Raw genomic sequence first — 16,456 nt, 5'->3', positions numbered from 1 at the left:
GCGGCGACGTGGGGCCGAGCCGCCGTTACCCTCCGTAGCTCTGCACCAGGCTTCCCGCGACCAGCGACCAGCCGTCGACCAGCACGAAGAAGATCAGCTTGAACGGCAGCGAGATCGTCGCCGGCGGCAGCATCATCATGCCCATCGACATCAGCACCGAGGCGACGACGAGGTCGATGATCAGGAAGGGGAGAAACAACAGGAAGCCGATCTCGAAGGCGCGCTTCAGCTCGGAGATCATGAAGGCGGGAACGAGGATGCGCAAGGCGAGTTCGTCGGGGGTGGCCGGCGGCGGCTCGCCCGACAGATCCAGGAACAGCTTGAGGTCTTTCTCGCGCACGTTCTTCTGCATGAAGCCGCGCAAGGGGACGGAGGCGCGCTGGAGCGCATCCTCGACGCCGATCTGGTTGGCGACAAGCGGGCGGATGCCTTCGTCGTAGGACTTTTGCAGCACCGGGCCCATCACGAAGAAGGTGAGGAACATCGCGAGCGCGATGATCACCGAGTTCGGCGGGGCGGTCGCGGTACCCAGCGCGGTACGCAGCAGCGACAGCACCACCACGATGCGCGTGAACGAGGTCATCATGATCAGGATCGACGGCGCGATCGACAGCACCGTGAGCAGCGCGATCAGCTGGATCGCGCGCTCGGTGACGCCGCCGCCGCCAGCGCCGCCGCCGAGATTGATGCTGATGTCCTGGGCATGCGCCGGCATCGCAAGCGAGGCCGCGCCGATCAGGACAGAAAGGAAGAGAACTCTACGCGGGAGGGCCGGCAACCTCACGAAGACGGCTTCGGACGGCCGAGCAGCGAGGCCATCTCGTCTTCGAGATTTTCAAAGCTGGTCTTTTCCGCGGCCGGCTTCGCTGCCGGGGCGGGTGGCGCCGGCGGCTCGCTGCGTGCGGCACGCGGGGGGGCGGCCGGCGGCTCCGGCGCAACCGGAGGCGCGACCGTTTCGCCGGCCGGGCGGCGCAGGGCAGCCTCCAGCCGCTGCGCCATTTCGGCGAGATTCTGCTCGGCGCTCGAGGGCACAGGGGCCGGTGCCGGCGGCGGAACGGGCGCAGCCTGCGGCACAACAGGCGGAGGCGGAGGCGGAGGTGGCGGTGCGGCGCGCTCGGGGCGCATTGGCGGCATCTTCACCGGCTCACTCTGGCGCGGCGGACGCGGCATCAGCGGCGGTTCGCCGCGGGCGATGCGCGGCGGCAGGGGCTCGGGCCGTGGTTCGCGCTCGGGACGCGGCGCGATCGGCTCAGGTGTAAAGCCTCCCAGGGGCGGTTCGCTGCGACGTTCGGCCAGCGCAGGAGCAGGCCGGCGCACCTCATCGGCGAAGGATGGGCGGGCGGGCCGCGGCGGGGGCTCGGGCATCTGCGGCTCGGGATGATCGAGTAGTTCCGGTCGCGGCGCCTCGTCGGCCCAACCGCCGACGTCGGGCATGGGAGCAAGGCGCGGCGGCTCGGCGGCGTTGGGACGCTGCGGGAGCTGGTCGCGGCTCGGCGCGGCGCGGACGATATTGGGCTCGACGACGATGTCGGTGGGGCCGCCGATCATCAGGAGATGCTCGACATTGTCGCGCCGGACCAGCACCAGACGGCGCCGGCCGTCGACCGCAGCGGCGTCGATCACGGCGAGCCGGGGCATCCTGCCGCGCTGGGTGTTGGCGCCCAGCCGGCTGCTGCCGAATCGGCGAACCAGCCATGCAGCGACGCCGATCAACGCCAGAACGACGATGAACGCGACGATGAAGGTGATAGGGCTGCCTTGCATACTTGTCCCCGACAAATGGCGCTTTTCTCGTACCCATGGTCAGATTTGCCAACCACCGGCGTACGATGCCCCAAGCTGCGATTTCTTAACGTTCCACGGCAAGTTTTGCCGTCCCCAACTCTTAATAACCCATGAATCGCCCGATCCAAAACGACTTCTTGGCCTGTGCACGCCCCGCCAAGCGGTTGGGTTAATGCCACTTTTCGAGGCGTAGAATCACGGGCGCGCGAAAATCGTGTCTCGCCCGGCGACATGCTTCGAGAGCGCTCTTAACCAGCTGTTAACCATACAGGCGGCAAATTCTGCCTAGCTTCGGACCTCGGGTCCGCAAGGGTGGCTGAAGGAGCCGCGACGATGTCCATCAACGACCTCCCGGTGCTGTCGGCGCTTCGCACCAAGATGCAGTGGCACCAGGAGCGCCAGCGCGTCCTGTCCGAGAACGTCTCCAATTCCGACACGCCCAAATTCCGGCCGCGCGACCTGGTCGAGCCGAAGCTCGACAGGACCGGCGCCGTCACGGGGGCCATGGGGCCGCTGGCCCTGACCCGTACCAGCGGCTCGCACATGACGCCATCAGGCGCCGTCTCCGCATTCGACCAGGACAAGAACGCCGGCTTCGAGACCCGCCCTGCGGGCAACGCCGTCAATCTCGAGGAGGAGATGATGAAGGCCGCCAGCAACCAGATGGACTACGCGGCGGCGACCTCGCTCTATTCGAAGAGCCTGCGCCTGCTCAAGACCGCGATCGGCAAGGCCTAGGCGTGATCCCGGAACCAGGAGAGCTAGAGGCGAAACATGGCGAATGACAGCAGCGACTTTGCCCGCTCGATGGCGATCGCCACCTCCGGCCTGCGCGCGCAGGCCGGGCGCATGCGGGTGATTTCGGAAAACATCGCCAATGCCGACTCGACGGCGCAGACCGCCGGCGGCGATCCCTATCGGCGCAAGGTTCCGACCTTCTCCTCCGCGCTCGACCGCACGCTGGACGCGCAGGTCGTCACTCTCGGCAGGATCAAGCCCGACCAGTCCGACTTCCGCGTCAAATACGAGCCGAACAATCCGGCCGCGGATGCGAGCGGCAACGTCAAATATCCCAACGTGAACTCGGTGGTCGAGATAACCGACATGCGCGATGCGCAGCGGTCCTACGAGGCCAATCTCAACATCATCAGTGCGACGCGCCGGATGATCCAGCGCACGCTCGACATCCTCAAGAGCTGAACAGGACATCTTAAGTCATGGCATCACCGACAATCGCAGCGAACGCCTATGCCAACCTTGCCCGCGTGCTCGAGAACGGCGGCGCCGGCAAGGGCAGCGAGCCGACCGGGCAATCCTTTGCTTCGCTGCTGAAGGACGCCGTCGGCAGCGTCATGGAGTCCGGCCGCAAGTCCGATGCGCAGACGGTGGCGATGGCCGCCGGCAAGGCCAACGTGATGGACGTGGTGACGGCGGTCGCGGACACCGACGTCGCGGTATCCACGCTGGTCTCGGTCCGCGATCGCGTGATCGCGGCCTATGAAGACATCATGAAGATGCCGATTTGAATTGGGGGCAGGGTGCCCGCCAAGCGTCATTGCGAGCGCAGCGAAGCAATCCAGAATCTTTCCGTTGCACCACTCTGGATTGCTTCGTCGCAAGGGCTCCTCGCAATGACGGGGAGGGGCCGGACAATCCTCTCCGGGATGGTGGGGATGAAACTTGAATAAGGAATTCAGCAAATGACCGGACCCGAGACCCTCGACGTCGCACGCGATGCGATCTGGACCATCGTGATCGTGTCATCGCCGCTGATGGTGGTCGGCCTCGTGGTCGGCGTCATCGTGTCGCTGTTCCAGGCGCTGACGCAGATCCAGGAGCAGACGCTGATCTACGTGCCGAAGATCCTGGCCATCTTCGCCACGATGCTATTGGCGCTGCCGTTCATGGCCGACTCGCTCCACGCCCACATGATGCGTATATCGTCGCGAATCATCGGCGGCTGAGGCAAGATGCGTGAATTATGCGCATCGACGTCTCGCTGTTGCCGGCGCTCGCCGCTTCCTTCATGCTCGCCTTCGCCCGGGTCGGCGCGATGGTGATGCTGCTGCCAGGGCTCGGCGAGACCAACATCCCGACGCGGATAAAGCTGTCGATCGCGCTGATGCTCACGCTGATCATCCTGCCGCTGCATCGAAACGCCTACCAGGTCGACATGGGCTCGCTCGCGCCGCTGCTGGTCCTGATGCTGCATGAGATCGCGATCGGTATCGTGCTGGGCGCGACAGCGCGCGTGACGCTGTCGGCGCTCCAGGTTGCGGGATCCGTGATCGCGCAGCAGATGGGGCTTGGCTTCGTCACCTCGGTCGATCCGACGCAGGGACAGCAGGGCGTGCTGGTCGGCAACTTCCTGACCATTCTCGGCGTGACGCTGCTGTTTGCCACCGACAGCCACCATCTGGTGATCGCCGCGCTGAACGACAGCTATACGATCTTCTCGCCGGGCGAGACCGTATCGAGCGGCGATGTCGCCTCGCTGGCGACGCGCGCCTTCACCGCCGCGTTCCGCCTGGGCTTGCAGCTCTCGGGACCGTTCCTGGTGTTCGGCCTCGTCTTCAACATCGGGCTCGGCGTGCTGGCGCGGTTGATGCCGCAGATGCAGGTCTATTTCGTCGGCGTACCGCTGTCGATCTTCGCAGGCTTCCTGGTGCTCGCCGTGGTGCTGACCGCGATGATGGGCACGTTTCTAGATTATTTCATCGGTGTCATGCACCAGATGATGCCGCTCAAGTGACGGGGGCGATCGATGGCGGAAGACAACGATCCCGAAAGTCAAACAGAAGACCCGACGCAAAAGCGCCTGGACGATGCGCTCGAACGCGGCGACGTCGCCAAGAGCCAGGAGATCAATACCTGGTTCATGATGGCGGGCGGCACGCTGGTGGTCTCGACCTTCTCGGGCTCGGTCGGCAGCGGGCTGCTGACGCCGATGCGCAACCTGCTCGCCAATTCCTGGATGATCAAGACCGACGGCAAGGCTCTGCTCGCGCTGATGCAGCAGATCGAATTCGTCGTGCTCGCGGCCGTCGGCGTGCCGCTCCTGATGCTGATGCTGGCGGCGATTGCCGGCAACATGCTCCAGCACCGCCTGGTGTGGTCGGCCGAATCCCTGAAACCCAAATTCAACAAGATTTCGCCCGGCGCCGGCTTCAAGCGCATCTTCGGCAAGCAGGCGGCCGCCAATTTTCTCAAAGGCATCGGCAAGCTGGTCTTGCTCGGCGCGGTCATGACCATGATCCTGTGGCCGGAGCGGCACCGCATGGAGGCAATGGTCCGGCTCGATCCGGCCGCCATGCTCGGCGCGACCACCAGCATGACCATTCATCTGCTCGGAGCGGTGGTCGCGGCGCTCGCGATCGTCGCCATCGCCGATTATTTCTTCCAGTACCGAAGCTGGTTCCAGCGGCAGAAGATGTCGCTTCAGGAGATCAAGGAAGAATTCAAGCAATCCGAAGGTGACCCGCACATCAAGGGCAAGATCAGGCAGTTGCGGCAGCAGCGCGCCAAGAAGCGCATGATGGCGGCGGTTCCCAAGGCCTCCGTGATCATCACCAACCCGACCCACTATTCGGTGGCGCTGTCCTACGAGCGGGGCATGTCGGCGCCGATCTGCGTCGCCAAGGGCGTCGACAACCTCGCCTTCAAGATCCGGGAGATCGCGCGCGAGCACGACATCCCGATCGTGGAGAACGTTCCGCTGGCCCGGGCGCTCTACGCCACGGTCGACATCGACCAGGAAATCCCGACGGAGCACTATCATGCGGTTGCCGAAGTCATCGGCTACGTCATGCGGCTGAAGCGCGGATTCAGCGCCGGGCGGGGATAAAACACCCGAAAAATACCGGAAATGGCCGTAATCTGGGAATCAGCGTACCTTTCGCCGTTGCTGCCCTTGCACCTTTGGGTCCGATTCAGGCAGGGAGGACCCCACGCGCCCCGTAACGCGTTGATTCTCTGCCGACAGGCTGCGCCAGCTCGATATGACTGCTGAGACCGACCACGACCTCACACGCGAGCCCGTTGCGGCGCACGAGCCGTCGCCGCGCTCGGGCAGCATTGCGCTGGTGCTGCTGGTGGCCGCCGGCCTCGTCGCGGTCGCCGTCGGTCTGATGACGCTCGGGCGCGCGCAGGCGCAGCCCTATATCCTGGGCATCCTCGCCGTGCTGGCGATGGTCGGCCTGTTCAACCTGTTCGCCTTCGCCGCCGGCATCATCCGCTTCGCGGACCGCAATCTCGATGATCCCATCATCGGCCACATCTCCGATCACGCCTTCGACGGGCTCGCAGTCACCGATGCGCGCGGACACGTGGTCTATTCCAATGCCGCCTATCTGACGCTGACCGGCGCCAGCGGCCCCCAGGACGTGCGTCCCGTCGAGCGTGTCTTCATCGGCAACCCTGATGTCTCCGAAGCGGTGTTCCGCCTGCTCAAGGCCGCCCGCGAAGGCAAGCGGCAGCAGGAAGAGGTGCGCATCTCCGGCCATGACGGCAGCCAGGGCCGCTGGCTGCGCATGCGGGTGCGCCCGCTCGGCACCGGAAAGCGCGAGGCGAAATACGCGGTGTGGTCGATCGCCGACATCACCCGGGACCGCGAACGCCAGGAGGACGTGTTCCAGGAGCTCCAGCACGCGATCGAATATCTCGATCACGCGCCGTGCGGCTTCTTCTCGGTCAATCCGGCCGGAGAGCTCGCCTATGTCAATGCGACGCTGGCGAACTGGCTCGACTACGATCTCGCCGAGATCGGTTCGGGCGGCCTCAAGCTCACCGACATCGTCTCCGGCGACGGCGCCTCGCTGCTCACCTCCATCGTGGCGGTGCCGGGCGAGGTGAAGACCGAAGTCTTCGACATCGACCTGCGCATGCGCAGCGGCAAGACCATGCCGGTGCGGCTCTATCACAAGCTCGCCTTCGGCGCCGACGGCGCGCCGGGGCCGTCGCGCACGCTCGTGATCAGCCGCGCCCGCGACGAGCGCAGCGACCCCGACCGCGCCGCCGAAGTGCGCTTCATGCGCTTCTTCGACCACACGCCGATGGCGATCGCGACCGTCGATCGCGCCGGCAACGTCGTGCGGGCCAATGCGCGCTATGCCAAGCTCGGACAGGCGCTCGGGCTCGACAGCGCCGGCAAGTCGATCTTCCGCGCGGTCAGCTCGCGCGACCGGCAGCTTTTGATCGCTGCCATCAACCAGGCCGCCGAAGGCAAGGCCGACATCGCGCCGGTCGAGGTGGCGCTGGAAGGGGCCAAGGAGCGCTGGGGCCAGTTCTTCGTCACGCCGGTCGATTCGGCCGAGAATGACGCGGAAGCCGCCATCGTGCACATGCTCGAGACCACCGAGCGGCGCGCGCTGGAGAACCAGATCAACCAGTCCCAGAAGATGGAGACTGTCGGCCAGCTCGCCGGCGGCATCGCCCACGACTTCAACAACGTGCTGTCCGCCATCATGATGGCGAACGACTTCCTGCTGAACGCGCACAAGCCGACCGACCCGTCGTTCCAGGACATCATGCAGATCAAGCAGAATGCGACGCGCGCCGCGACGCTGGTGCGGCAGCTGCTCGCATTCTCGCGCCGCCAGACGCTGCGGCCGCAGGTGCTCGATCTCGGCGACGCGCTTTCCGATCTCACGATGCTGCTGCGCCGGCTGATCGGCGAGAAGGTCAAGCTCGACCTCGTCCACGGTCGCGACCTCTGGCCGGTGAAGGTCGACGTCTCCCAGTTCGAGCAGGTGATCGTCAACCTGGCGGTGAACGCGCGCGACGCCATGCCGGACGGCGGCAAGCTGATCATCCGGACCGCAAACATCACCACCGAGGACGCAGGCAAGCTCGCCTACAAGGGCATGCCGGCTGCGGACTATGTCCGGATTGAGGTCGCCGACACCGGCACCGGCATTCCCGCCGACATCCGCGACAAGATCTTCGAGCCGTTCTTCTCGACGAAGGAAGTGGGCAAGGGCACCGGCCTCGGGCTCTCCACCGTCTACGGCATCGTCAAGCAGACCGGCGGCTTCATCTATGTCGATTCCGAGCCGGGGCAGGGCACCTCGTTCCATATCTTCCTGCCGCGCCATCACGCCGAGCAGGACGTGCAGGCTGAGCAGCCCGCTGCCGCGGCCAGCGCGACCGGCGGCGCCGCGAAGGAAGCCGCGCCCGCCGAGGCCAAGCCGCGCACCGATCTCACCGGGCAGGGCACCATCCTGCTGGTCGAGGATGAGGAGGGCCTGCGCGCGCTCAACGCCCGCGGCCTGCGCTCGCGCGGCTACACCGTGGTAGAGGCCGAGAACGGCGTCGAAGCCATGGAGATGCTGGAGGAGCAGAGCGGCGCGATCGATCTCGTCGTCTCCGACGTCGTCATGCCCGAGATGGATGGCCCGACGCTGCTGAAGGCGATGCGGGAAAAGAATCCCGACATCAAGTTCATCTTCGTCTCCGGCTATGCCGAGGACGCGTTCGAGAAGAGCCTGCCCGAAGGCCAGCAGTTCGACTTCCTGCCGAAGCCCTTCACGCTCAGCCAGCTCGTGGCGGCGGTGAAGGAGACGATGACCAAGCAGGGGTGAGGAGCCTCTGCCGTCACTGCGAGGAGGCGTTGCGGCGAGGCGATCCAGGCTGCTCTCTCGGAGAGATTCCGGATTGCGTCCGCTGCGCACGCAATGACAAGGACAAAGCGGAATTTTCCTCGAAAGAGCGCCGGTAGCCCGCGGCCGCGGTTCCCTGCCACGCCCCGCCAAGCCCGCGCCAAATATGGGCTTTTGCCACATCCCCGCGACTGAGGGCCGCAGTCACGAGCTCCGAAACCGGCTTCACTTTTCGGGAAGTCTGCCCATCTTAAGCGCACGTCCCCATGCCGGGGATTTGGGAAACGCATATGACTTTCTCGCTACGCTCCCGCAATCTCTTCAAGACGATCGCCGTCGTGCTGGCGCTTGCGCTGCCGACTGCACTGGCGATCTCGTCCGCCGACGCGCGCGTCGGCGGCGGCTCCTCGTCGGGTTCACGCGGCTCGCGCACCTATTCGGCGCCGCCCCCGACCACGACAGCGCCGGGCTCGGCCTCGCAGTTCAACCGAACCTACACCCAGCCGGGCGCAGGCATGAATTCGGCTGCGTCCGCGCCCGCGCGCGGCGGCCTGTTCGGCCGCGGCGGCGGTTTCCTGGGCGGCCTCGCGGCCGGCTTCCTCGGTGCCGGCCTGCTCGGCATGCTGTTCGGCGGCGGCCTGTTCGGCGGCCTCGGCGGCCTGTCCTCGATCCTCGGCCTGATCATCCAGATCGCGCTCGTTGTGCTGGTGGTGCGGCTGGCCATGTCGTGGTGGCAGCGCCGTCACGCCCCGCGGGCGGCTTATGCCAATGCAAATGCTGATGCAGGCGCAGCGCCTGGACCGCAGACGAGCCATCGCAGCGGTCTTGGCGGTGGTCTTGGCGGCTTCGGCTTCGGTGCCAACAACGCGCCGCTCGAGATCAAGCCGGACGACTATGAGGCGTTCGAGCGCCTGCTCGGCGAAGTCCAGACCGCCTGGTCGAACGAGGACGTGGCCAAGCTGCACACGCTCGCGACGCCGGAAATGGTTTCCTATTTCGAGCAGGACCTTGCCCAGAACCGTGCGCGCAACGTCGTCAACAAGGTGACCGACGTCAAGCTCCTGCAGGGCGACCTCGCGGAAGCCTGGCGGGAAGGCGAGACCGAATACGCCACGGTGGCGCTGCGCTTCGCGCTCACCGACAAGACGGTGGACCGCAACACCGGCGCCGTGGTTGCCGGCAGCGAGCAGCCGGGCGAGGCCACCGAGATCTGGACGTTCGCCCGCAGGCCGGGCAGCGGCTGGGAATTGTCGGCGATCCAGCAGACCAACTGATCGCAAGCGATTTGCGAGGAAGGGCGTCGTGCCTCGGGCACGGCGCCCTTTTCGTTGGGCCCACCGCTCTCTCCGCGCGGCTTGCGAGCGTAGCATAGCAATCCGGAATGCCTTCCGCGGAACGACTCCGGATGGCTTCGCTACGCTCGCAATGACGGAGTGTTTAGCGGCAGCCATCGCTCCGGCGCTGACGGAACCTTGTGGCGAGTGATACATTGGTTCCGTCGCCCCACCTGCACGGATCCCTCCCATGAAATACGAGCTCTATTACTGGCCCGAGATCCAGGGCCGCGGCGAATATATGCGGCTGGCGCTGGAGGAGGCGGGTGCCGCTTACGTCGATGTCGCGCGCGGTCCGCGCGGGACTGCTGCGATGATGAAGATGATGGATGCGCACGAGGGCACGCCGCCCTTTGCGCCGCCGTTCCTGAAGGCAGGCAAGCTCGTCATCGGCCAGACCGCCAACATCCTGCTCTATCTCGGCGCCCGCCATGGGCTTGCGCCGAAGACGGAAGCCGGCAGGCTCTGGGTGCACCAGCTTCAGCTCACGATCACGGACTTCGTCGTCGAGATCCACGACACCCATCATCCGCTCGGACCCTCGCTCTATTATGAGGACCAGAAGGCACCGGCGAAAAAGCGCACGGCCGACTTCTGGGACGAGCGCGTGCCGAAATATCTCGGCTATTTCGAGCGGCTACTCGACGGGAGCGGCGGCACCTATGTCACCGGTCGCCGCCTGACCTACGTCGATCTCTCGCTATTCCAGATCGTCGACGGGCTGCGTTATGCCTTCCCCAGGCGCATGAAGGCGTTCGAAGCGGATGTCCCGGGCCTTGTCGGTCTGCACGACCGCATCGCCGCGCGGCCGAACATCAAGGCCTATCTCGAAAGCGAGCGCCGCATTCCCTTCAACGAGCAGGGTATCTTCCGCCGCTACCGCGAGCTGGACGGTTAGCCGGTTCGGACGGGAAAAGGATCAGCCCTCACCAGACGCCGGGCATGAGGCGATAGCGCACCCGCGCCGCATAGTCGGTATAGCCCGGCAGGCCCTCGCGCAGCGTGCGCTCCTCGATGGAGATGCGGACCGCGAACAAGGCGACGAAGAGCGGCAGCATCGCAAGTCCCCACCACGACCCCAGCAGCAACGGCAGGCCGGCGAAGAACAGCACCATGCTGCTGTACATGGGATGCCGGACATGGGCATAGGGACCGGTCGAGATCACGTGCTGCGCACGCTCGGTCTGCAGCTTCACCACGGGGGCGGCGAATGAGTTCTCGCTGAAGACCCACATGGTGAACAGTGTCGAGGCCAGGAACAGCACGAGGCCGAGCGCCTGCAACGCAGTCGGCATGTCGGAGGATGGAAAGCGCCGGTCAAGCCCCATCACGGCCAGCCAGGCCAGCATCACGAAGACGAAGACCGTCATGAACATCTTGTCGGCGGCGGGCTGATCCTTTTGCAGCACCGGCCGCAGACGTTCGGCCAGCAGCGCCGGATCGATCCGGTAGAGCCACCAGCCGCAGAGCGGGCCGAGGAACGCGGAGGTGGCGAGGAACGTCCAGGCCGATGGCCACTGTAGTGTTCCGGCGGATGCGAACAGCACCGCGCCCATGGCGACGACGAAGACCGTGTTCTGCAACAGCAGGCGTGCGATCATGCGCAGGTCCCGGGTGAGCGCGCACGATATTGGTGCAGCTATCCGGCAAAGATGCGGCCGGACGCGCGAAAGGCCCGATCGACCGGATCGGGCGCCTCAGCCGTGGCAAGTCTGCTCAGGCGAGCTGATCGATCCGCGTGCCCTGACCCGGCGGCAGGGGCGCGGGCGGTTGCGGCTTGAAGGTCGGATCCTCGTCCTTGACCTTGGTCTGGTCGTCCTGCTGCTTGGTCGTGTCGTAGTTAGGGACCACGATCGCGATCGGCGGGGGCGCCACGGTGGAAACCTTCATCCACAAATCCTCACATATGGAAACAATTCAGCCTGCCCTGCGAGGAGCGAAATTTCCTTCAAGGCAATCGCTAAAATGCGAGGGAATTGGTGCGGTGAATGCCGTGTATACGTCTCATCTGCGCGGTGCAAACAGGAGACGACGAGGCCTCTCCCCGTCATTGCGAGGAGCTCGCGACAAAATTGCGTAGCAATTTTGCGCTGATGCGACGAAGCAATCCAGACTGTCTCCGCGGACAGATTTCTGGATTGCTTCGCTGCGCTCGCAATGACGGAGTACGTGGCCAGCTATTGCGCGCCAGCTGCGCCGCGCCCGCAGCAAGAGCGAGGAGTATGCCGCCCTATTCGTCCTTGCCGCGCGTGATCGCGATCGACGCCTCTGTCTTGGTGCGGGTGCATTCCATGTTGAGCCGGCGATAGCGCATGCTGACCTTGTCGCCGCGGAGCAGGCCCATCCGCTTCAGGCAGCGTGTCGCGCCTGTCGTCGTGTCGTCCTTCGTCACGGTGAAGACGATCGCGGCCATCGATCCCACCAGCGCATAGAACTCCGGCTTGGGCTTGCGATCGCCTTTGGCATAGAGCTCGATCGAATATTTGTCGCCGCGGCAACTCACGGAGAGCTCCTTGGCCGCCGGATGCGTCATGTAGACGACATTGGCGGCGCGGAAGTTCACCTTGAGGCGATCGACCTGGTTCGCCAGCTCCTTGGCGCTGTCGTCGCAGCGGTCGGCGCGGGCGGGAGAGACGAGGGCCACAAGGCCGGCAATGGCGGCGGCGACCAGGATCGCGCCGCGGACGTTCAAGTTCAATGTCATGATGAAAAGCCCCTTAGCGCGCGCATTCAAGCGTCGGCGGGCCCGAAGCGCAAGGGCGGGCAGAGGCATTTCCACGAGGTGTGCCAATGCTTTCCCGAGCCCGGCCTGCCTCTCCCATGCGCACCGCTCCCTTTCTTTTCTGGCCAAAATGCGCTTAGAACCCTTCTATGCCTGGAGGCCCGCGAGGCCCCGAAACCCCGAGATCCGCCCCATGAACGCTCCCACCGCCTTTCCCGATCAGTCCAAGCCCGTTCCGCCCTACAAGCACACCCCGCTATTCCCGCTGGGCAAGGACGAGACGCCCTACAAGAAGATTTCGTCCGAGGGCGTCAGGGTCGAGAAGGTCCTCGGCAAGGACATGCTGGTGGTGTCGCGCGAGGCGTTGCGGGCGCTGTCGGAGGCGGCTTTTGGCGACATCAACCATTACCTGCGGCCCGGTCATCTGAAGCAGCTCCGCGCGATCCTGGAGGACGGCGAGGCGAGCCCGAACGACAAGTTCGTGGCGCTCGACTTCCTGAAGAACGCCAACATCGCAGCCGGCGGCGTGCTGCCGATGTGCCAGGACACCGGCACCGCGATCATCATGGGCAAGAAGGGCTGCAACGTCATCACCGACGGTGACGACGAGGCCGCGCTGTCGGAAGGCGCGCGCGACGCGTATCTCCGCCGCAACCTGCGTTACTCGCAGGTCGCGCCGCTCTCGATGTACGAGGAGAAGAACACCGCCAACAACATGCCGGCGCAGTGCGAGATCTACGCCGAGGGCGACGACGCCTACAAGTTCATGTTCATGGCGAAGGGCGGCGGCTCCGCCAACAAGAGCTTTCTGTTCCAGGCGACGCCATCGGTGCTGACCAAGGACCGGCTGCTCGCTTTCCTCAAGGAGAAGATCCTCACGCTCGGCACCGCGGCGTGCCCGCCCTATCACCTCGCCATCGTGATCGGCGGCACCTCGGCCGAGCTGTGCATGAAGACGGTGAAGCTCGCCTCGGCGCGCTATCTCGATGCGCTGCCGACGCACGGCTCGCCCGACGGCAACGCCTTCCGCGACGTCGAGATGGAGAAGGAAATCCACAAGATGACGCAATCGCTCGGCGTCGGCGCGCAGTTCGGCGGGAAATATTTCTGCCACGACGTGCGCGTGATCCGCATGCCGCGCCACGGCGCATCGCTCCCCATCGGGCTTGGCGTGTCCTGCTCGGCCGACCGCCAGGTGCTCGGCAAGATCACCAGGGACGGCGTCTATCTCGAGGAGCTCGAGCACAACCCGGCGCAGTACCTGCCTGAGGTCGAGCAGTCGCTCGGCGGCGAGGTCGTCAAGATCGACCTCAACCAGCCGATGAAGGACATTCTGGCGACATTCTCGAAATATCCGATCAAGACCCGCGTCTCGATGACCGGCACCATGATCGTCGCGCGCGATAGCGCGCATGCCAAGCTGCGCGAGCGGCTGGAGAAGGGCGAGCCGCTGCCGGACTATTTCAAGAACCACCCGGTCTACTATGCCGGCCCCGCCAAGACGCCCGAAGGCTACGCCTCCGGCGCGTTCGGGCCGACCACGGCAGGCCGCATGGACTCCTTCGTCGACCAGTTCCAGGCCGCCGGCGGCTCGATGGTGATGGTGGCCAAGGGCAACCGCGCGCCGGCCGTGCGCGAGGCCTGCAAGAAGTACGGCGGCTTCTACCTCGGCTCGATCGGTGGCGCCGCCGCGAATCTCGCCGAGCACTGCATCAAGAAGGTCGAGGTGCTCGAATATCCCGAGCTCGGCATGGAAGCGATCTGGCGCATCGAGGTCGTCGACTTCCCGGCGTTCATCATCATCGACGACAAGGGCAACGACTTCTTCAAGGAATTGAACCTGGGCTAGCTTTACATCACCGCGCACGCGCGCGGTGATGTTGCAGGAGACCGTCGTGCCCGGGCTTGTCCCGGGCATCCACATTCTTCGTGCCGCGAGCAGGGCGTGGATGGCCGGGACAAGCCAAGGTCAAACCCGGTCACGACGATGCGGAAGCTTCCGCGGCCCTAACTGCAATTCGTGACCTGGTTCGAGCACAGCGCGCGCCACCAGCCGCGGACGCCGTCGTGGCTCTCGACGAGACCCCACAAGCCGCTGCAGGCCAAGAGGCGCCTCGGGCCGCCGTCGGTGTCGAGCGCTCCGCCGAGCTCGCGCTGCGCCGGCATCCATTTGGCATCGACGAAGGGTGCCTGGAACAGCCCGCCCATGCGCGTGGCGCCATTGGCATAGGCCGCACCCACCTTGTTGGATGCGACCCAGCCGCGCCCGCCATAGGGCTTCGGCGCACTGCGCGGATATCTCTTCTCGTCCTCGTAGTCCTTCCCGGGCGGCTTCGCGCCTTCGATCAGGAACCAGCCGTCCCTGAAGCCGATGATGCGGAATTCGGTGAGCCAGCCGCCGTCGGGCGTGTTCTCGCTGCCTCCGAGCCTGAGCCGGTAGGGCGGCGGCAACGTGCCGAGCACACGCGCCTTTACCGACGGCTCGGCGCGCACGTTGAGGCCGCCCGGGTCCTTGTCGATGGACCAGGCGCCGAGATCGCAGGGCTCGGTGCCTGCAGGCAAGCTGGCGCGCTTGGCCGCGAGATCGGCGTGCAGCTTTGCGAAATCGGTGTGGTCATTGTCAGAATCGGGCTCGGGGCGCGGCTTCAACTCCGCCGAGACTGCGCGTGCCGCATCCGCCGTCAGCGTGACCACGAGCGCCTGGCGTGCGGCGAACACGCTTGCGGGCGTCTTCGGATCATTCGATGTCGCGGGATCAACGGCGAGATAACCGGTCGAGCCATCGGTCCGATAGGCGGTGCCGGCCACAAAGCCTGGCGGCACCATGGCGAGCGCGCTTGCGCGCCACGCCGGTTCGGTGTCTTCCGCGTGCGCCGCCACCGATGCTGCGACACACAGCAACGTCGCCGCGACGAGGCGGATGTTGGGCATGTGCCGAAGCCGCGGCGTTACGCCCGTACGCCCGTAAACGGAAAGCTGCCCATCGGGCCGATGCCCATCTCGCCGCTCATGCTGTCGCCGGAGACCTTTCCGATGAACTCGAGTGTCAACGGCATCGGATTGGTGATGGAAACCTTCCAGTTGACGGCGTCGCCACTGATGGTGCCGTCGAAGATCTCTGCGGTGTTGCCCTCTGCGCCCTGCGTGCCCGTCAGCGTGCCGCCGGAACTCAGCAGGGTCAGCGTCGCCTGGCGCTCGCCCATCGGCGTCGTCATCGTCAGATTCCAGTTGCCGTCTACGGCCATTCCCGTCTCCCGAACAGATTTCGGCGGTCCGCGACGATCCGCGGCCCGTCCTGAGCGAGGCTATAGCCCAACTCGCAGCTCCTGCCTAACCCTGCGCCAAAGCATGATCCGGAAAAGTGCGCAGCGGCTTTCCGAAAAGATCATGCTCAAACAACGACCTAAAGCGCGATGACGATTCATCCTGGTCGTATCGTGCCTTTGGGACATTTAGGCGCGGGCGGCGGCACGCCGGCGGCTGGTGACGATGAGGCGCAGAACGACATATTGAAGGGCAAAGGCCAGAATCTTGCCGCCGCCTGCGACCACCGTGAGGTAGAACGCCCACAGCTTCAAATCGCCGGTCGATGCGACAGCGATCATGCCGGCGCCGATGACGAACATCAGCGCGGCCCAGGCATAGCCCGCAGCCGTCACATATTCCGGAACGGTCTCGGTGACGATCGGCGGCATATAGCGCAGCATCCAGCCGCGCTTGAGCATGATGAGGCCGATCGCGAAATGCGCGATCGCGGGCTTCGCCAGCATGAAGCGGGGATCATTGGTCAGCAATGTGACGGCGCCCAATCCGACGACGAGCGCGAGGCTCGCATATGTCATGTAGTTGAGCTGCTGTCCCTTGATGCGGGCGTAGATCACTTGTGCGAACGCGCCGGCGATCGCCACCGACGTCGCCAGGATGACGTTATCGGTGATGAGATAGACGACCAGGAAGACGATGGCGGAGAAGAGGTCGGAGGCGAGGCGGGCGAATACGTCCTTCATCGTCAATCCTGT

18 protein-coding genes are annotated in these 16,456 nt (G+C 65.3%); 10 read left to right on the top strand and 8 right to left on the bottom strand.

Annotated elements, in window-relative coordinates; translation table 11 throughout:
• Positions 1 to 25 precede the first annotated feature (25 nt).
• Both fliP and FJV43_RS05085 read right to left on the bottom strand, forming a co-directional pair.
• Positions 26 to 784 (bottom strand): flagellar type III secretion system pore protein FliP, encoded by a 759-nt coding sequence (fliP, locus tag FJV43_RS05090; RefSeq protein ID WP_239625093.1) that lies wholly within the window; start codon positions 782 to 784, stop codon positions 26 to 28.
• Entirely contained in the window at positions 781 to 1,764 is a 984-nt protein-coding gene (locus tag FJV43_RS05085) for a flagellar biosynthetic protein FliO (protein WP_239625091.1), read from the bottom strand. Before FJV43_RS05085 ends, fliP begins: the two co-directional genes overlap by 4 nt.
• 354 nt (positions 1,765 to 2,118) lie before the next feature.
• Here FJV43_RS05085 and flgB point away from each other — a divergent pair, with 354 nt between their 5' ends.
• The 9 genes from flgB (at position 2,119) to FJV43_RS05040 (ending at position 10,613) form a co-directional block, all read left to right on the top strand.
• A complete protein-coding gene (flgB, locus tag FJV43_RS05080; protein WP_239625089.1) occupies positions 2,119 to 2,523 on the top strand; it encodes a flagellar basal body rod protein FlgB in 405 nt (134 codons plus the stop codon).
• Positions 2,524 to 2,559: 36 nt separating this feature from the next.
• Entirely contained in the window at positions 2,560 to 2,985 is a 426-nt protein-coding gene (gene flgC, locus FJV43_RS05075) for a flagellar basal body rod protein FlgC (RefSeq protein WP_028180906.1), read from the top strand.
• Positions 2,986 to 3,002: 17 nt separating this feature from the next.
• Complete coding sequence (gene fliE / locus FJV43_RS05070; RefSeq protein WP_028180905.1) at positions 3,003 to 3,311, top strand: flagellar hook-basal body complex protein FliE; 309 nt, start codon at positions 3,003 to 3,005, stop codon at positions 3,309 to 3,311.
• Between the two features lie 174 nt (positions 3,312 to 3,485).
• Positions 3,486 to 3,749 carry a flagellar biosynthesis protein FliQ gene (gene fliQ, locus FJV43_RS05065; RefSeq protein WP_028180904.1) on the top strand — a complete coding sequence of 88 codons (264 nt, stop codon included), beginning with the start codon at positions 3,486 to 3,488 and terminating at the stop codon, positions 3,747 to 3,749.
• A 17-nt stretch (positions 3,750 to 3,766) separates the two neighbouring features.
• On the top strand, positions 3,767 to 4,537 hold the full coding sequence (gene fliR / locus FJV43_RS05060) for a flagellar biosynthetic protein FliR (protein ID WP_194393047.1): 771 nt from the start codon (positions 3,767 to 3,769) through the stop codon (positions 4,535 to 4,537).
• Positions 4,538 to 4,549: 12 nt separating this feature from the next.
• Positions 4,550 to 5,629, top strand: coding sequence for a flagellar biosynthesis protein FlhB (gene flhB / locus FJV43_RS05055; protein ID WP_239625087.1), 1,080 nt, complete (start codon positions 4,550 to 4,552; stop codon positions 5,627 to 5,629).
• 154 nt (positions 5,630 to 5,783) lie between these two features.
• On the top strand, positions 5,784 to 8,363 hold the full coding sequence (locus FJV43_RS05050; protein WP_239625086.1) for a PAS domain-containing protein: 2,580 nt from the start codon (positions 5,784 to 5,786) through the stop codon (positions 8,361 to 8,363).
• 284 nt (positions 8,364 to 8,647) lie between these two features.
• Entirely contained in the window at positions 8,648 to 9,655 is a 1,008-nt protein-coding gene (locus tag FJV43_RS05045) for a Tim44 domain-containing protein (protein ID WP_239625084.1), read from the top strand.
• Positions 9,656 to 9,905: 250 nt separating this feature from the next.
• A complete protein-coding gene (locus FJV43_RS05040; RefSeq protein WP_239625082.1) occupies positions 9,906 to 10,613 on the top strand; it encodes a glutathione S-transferase in 708 nt (235 codons plus the stop codon).
• Positions 10,614 to 10,641: 28 nt separating this feature from the next.
• Here FJV43_RS05040 and FJV43_RS05035 read toward each other — a convergent pair whose 3' ends face one another.
• From FJV43_RS05035 to FJV43_RS05025, 3 genes are all read right to left on the bottom strand, one after another.
• Positions 10,642 to 11,316 carry an isoprenylcysteine carboxylmethyltransferase family protein gene (locus FJV43_RS05035; RefSeq protein ID WP_239625080.1) on the bottom strand — a complete coding sequence of 225 codons (675 nt, stop codon included), beginning with the start codon at positions 11,314 to 11,316 and terminating at the stop codon, positions 10,642 to 10,644.
• Positions 11,317 to 11,431: 115 nt separating this feature from the next.
• On the bottom strand, positions 11,432 to 11,605 hold the full coding sequence (locus FJV43_RS05030) for a hypothetical protein (protein ID WP_194393053.1): 174 nt from the start codon (positions 11,603 to 11,605) through the stop codon (positions 11,432 to 11,434).
• Positions 11,606 to 11,945: 340 nt separating this feature from the next.
• Positions 11,946 to 12,419 carry a hypothetical protein gene (locus FJV43_RS05025; protein ID WP_239625078.1) on the bottom strand — a complete coding sequence of 158 codons (474 nt, stop codon included), beginning with the start codon at positions 12,417 to 12,419 and terminating at the stop codon, positions 11,946 to 11,948.
• Between the two features lie 211 nt (positions 12,420 to 12,630).
• On the opposite strand from FJV43_RS05025, the gene FJV43_RS05020 reads away from it, so the two are divergent.
• Entirely contained in the window at positions 12,631 to 14,286 is a 1,656-nt protein-coding gene (locus FJV43_RS05020) for a fumarate hydratase (protein WP_239625077.1), read from the top strand.
• Between the two features lie 158 nt (positions 14,287 to 14,444).
• Here FJV43_RS05020 and FJV43_RS05015 read toward each other — a convergent pair whose 3' ends face one another.
• The 3 genes from FJV43_RS05015 to FJV43_RS05005 form a co-directional block, all read right to left on the bottom strand.
• Positions 14,445 to 15,368, bottom strand: a complete 924-nt coding sequence (locus FJV43_RS05015) for an SH3 domain-containing protein (RefSeq protein WP_239625075.1) — start codon at positions 15,366 to 15,368, stop codon at positions 14,445 to 14,447.
• Between the two features lie 17 nt (positions 15,369 to 15,385).
• A complete protein-coding gene (locus tag FJV43_RS05010) occupies positions 15,386 to 15,682 on the bottom strand; it encodes a hypothetical protein (protein WP_028181202.1) in 297 nt (98 codons plus the stop codon).
• A 207-nt stretch (positions 15,683 to 15,889) separates the two neighbouring features.
• Complete coding sequence (locus FJV43_RS05005; protein WP_239625073.1) at positions 15,890 to 16,444, bottom strand: septation protein IspZ; 555 nt, start codon at positions 16,442 to 16,444, stop codon at positions 15,890 to 15,892.
• Between the last annotated feature and the right edge of the window lie 12 nt (positions 16,445 to 16,456).

The organism is Bradyrhizobium sp. I71 (genome assembly GCF_022354745.1).
Classification (GTDB): Bacteria; Pseudomonadota; Alphaproteobacteria; order Rhizobiales; family Xanthobacteraceae; genus Bradyrhizobium; species Bradyrhizobium liaoningense.
The sequence above is the reverse complement of the archived record's forward strand: the minus strand, read 5'-3'. Positions and strand labels throughout refer to the sequence as shown.

Bases quoted from the DNA above. Each gene is read 5' to 3' on its own strand.
- fliE (WP_028180905.1), top strand. From the start codon at position 3,003: ATGGCATCACCGACAATCGCAGCGAACGCCTATGCCAACCTTGCCCGC.
- FJV43_RS05010 (WP_028181202.1), bottom strand. From the start codon at position 15,682: ATGGCCGTAGACGGCAACTGGAATCTGACGATGACGACGCCGATGGGC.
- FJV43_RS05050 (WP_239625086.1), top strand. From the start codon at position 5,784: ATGACTGCTGAGACCGACCACGACCTCACACGCGAGCCCGTTGCGGCG.
- fliR (WP_194393047.1), top strand. From the start codon at position 3,767: ATGCGCATCGACGTCTCGCTGTTGCCGGCGCTCGCCGCTTCCTTCATG.
- FJV43_RS05015 (WP_239625075.1), bottom strand. From the start codon at position 15,368: ATGCCCAACATCCGCCTCGTCGCGGCGACGTTGCTGTGTGTCGCAGCA.
- FJV43_RS05030 (WP_194393053.1), bottom strand. From the start codon at position 11,605: ATGAAGGTTTCCACCGTGGCGCCCCCGCCGATCGCGATCGTGGTCCCT.
- flgC (WP_028180906.1), top strand. From the start codon at position 2,560: ATGGCGAATGACAGCAGCGACTTTGCCCGCTCGATGGCGATCGCCACC.
- fliQ (WP_028180904.1), top strand. From the start codon at position 3,486: ATGACCGGACCCGAGACCCTCGACGTCGCACGCGATGCGATCTGGACC.
- flhB (WP_239625087.1), top strand. From the start codon at position 4,550: ATGGCGGAAGACAACGATCCCGAAAGTCAAACAGAAGACCCGACGCAA.
- flgB (WP_239625089.1), top strand. From the start codon at position 2,119: ATGTCCATCAACGACCTCCCGGTGCTGTCGGCGCTTCGCACCAAGATG.
- FJV43_RS05085 (WP_239625091.1), bottom strand. From the start codon at position 1,764: ATGCAAGGCAGCCCTATCACCTTCATCGTCGCGTTCATCGTCGTTCTG.
- FJV43_RS05025 (WP_239625078.1), bottom strand. From the start codon at position 12,419: ATGACATTGAACTTGAACGTCCGCGGCGCGATCCTGGTCGCCGCCGCC.
- FJV43_RS05045 (WP_239625084.1), top strand. From the start codon at position 8,648: ATGCCGGGGATTTGGGAAACGCATATGACTTTCTCGCTACGCTCCCGC.
- FJV43_RS05020 (WP_239625077.1), top strand. From the start codon at position 12,631: ATGAACGCTCCCACCGCCTTTCCCGATCAGTCCAAGCCCGTTCCGCCC.
- FJV43_RS05035 (WP_239625080.1), bottom strand. From the start codon at position 11,316: ATGATCGCACGCCTGCTGTTGCAGAACACGGTCTTCGTCGTCGCCATG.
- FJV43_RS05040 (WP_239625082.1), top strand. From the start codon at position 9,906: ATGAAATACGAGCTCTATTACTGGCCCGAGATCCAGGGCCGCGGCGAA.
- FJV43_RS05005 (WP_239625073.1), bottom strand. From the start codon at position 16,444: ATGAAGGACGTATTCGCCCGCCTCGCCTCCGACCTCTTCTCCGCCATC.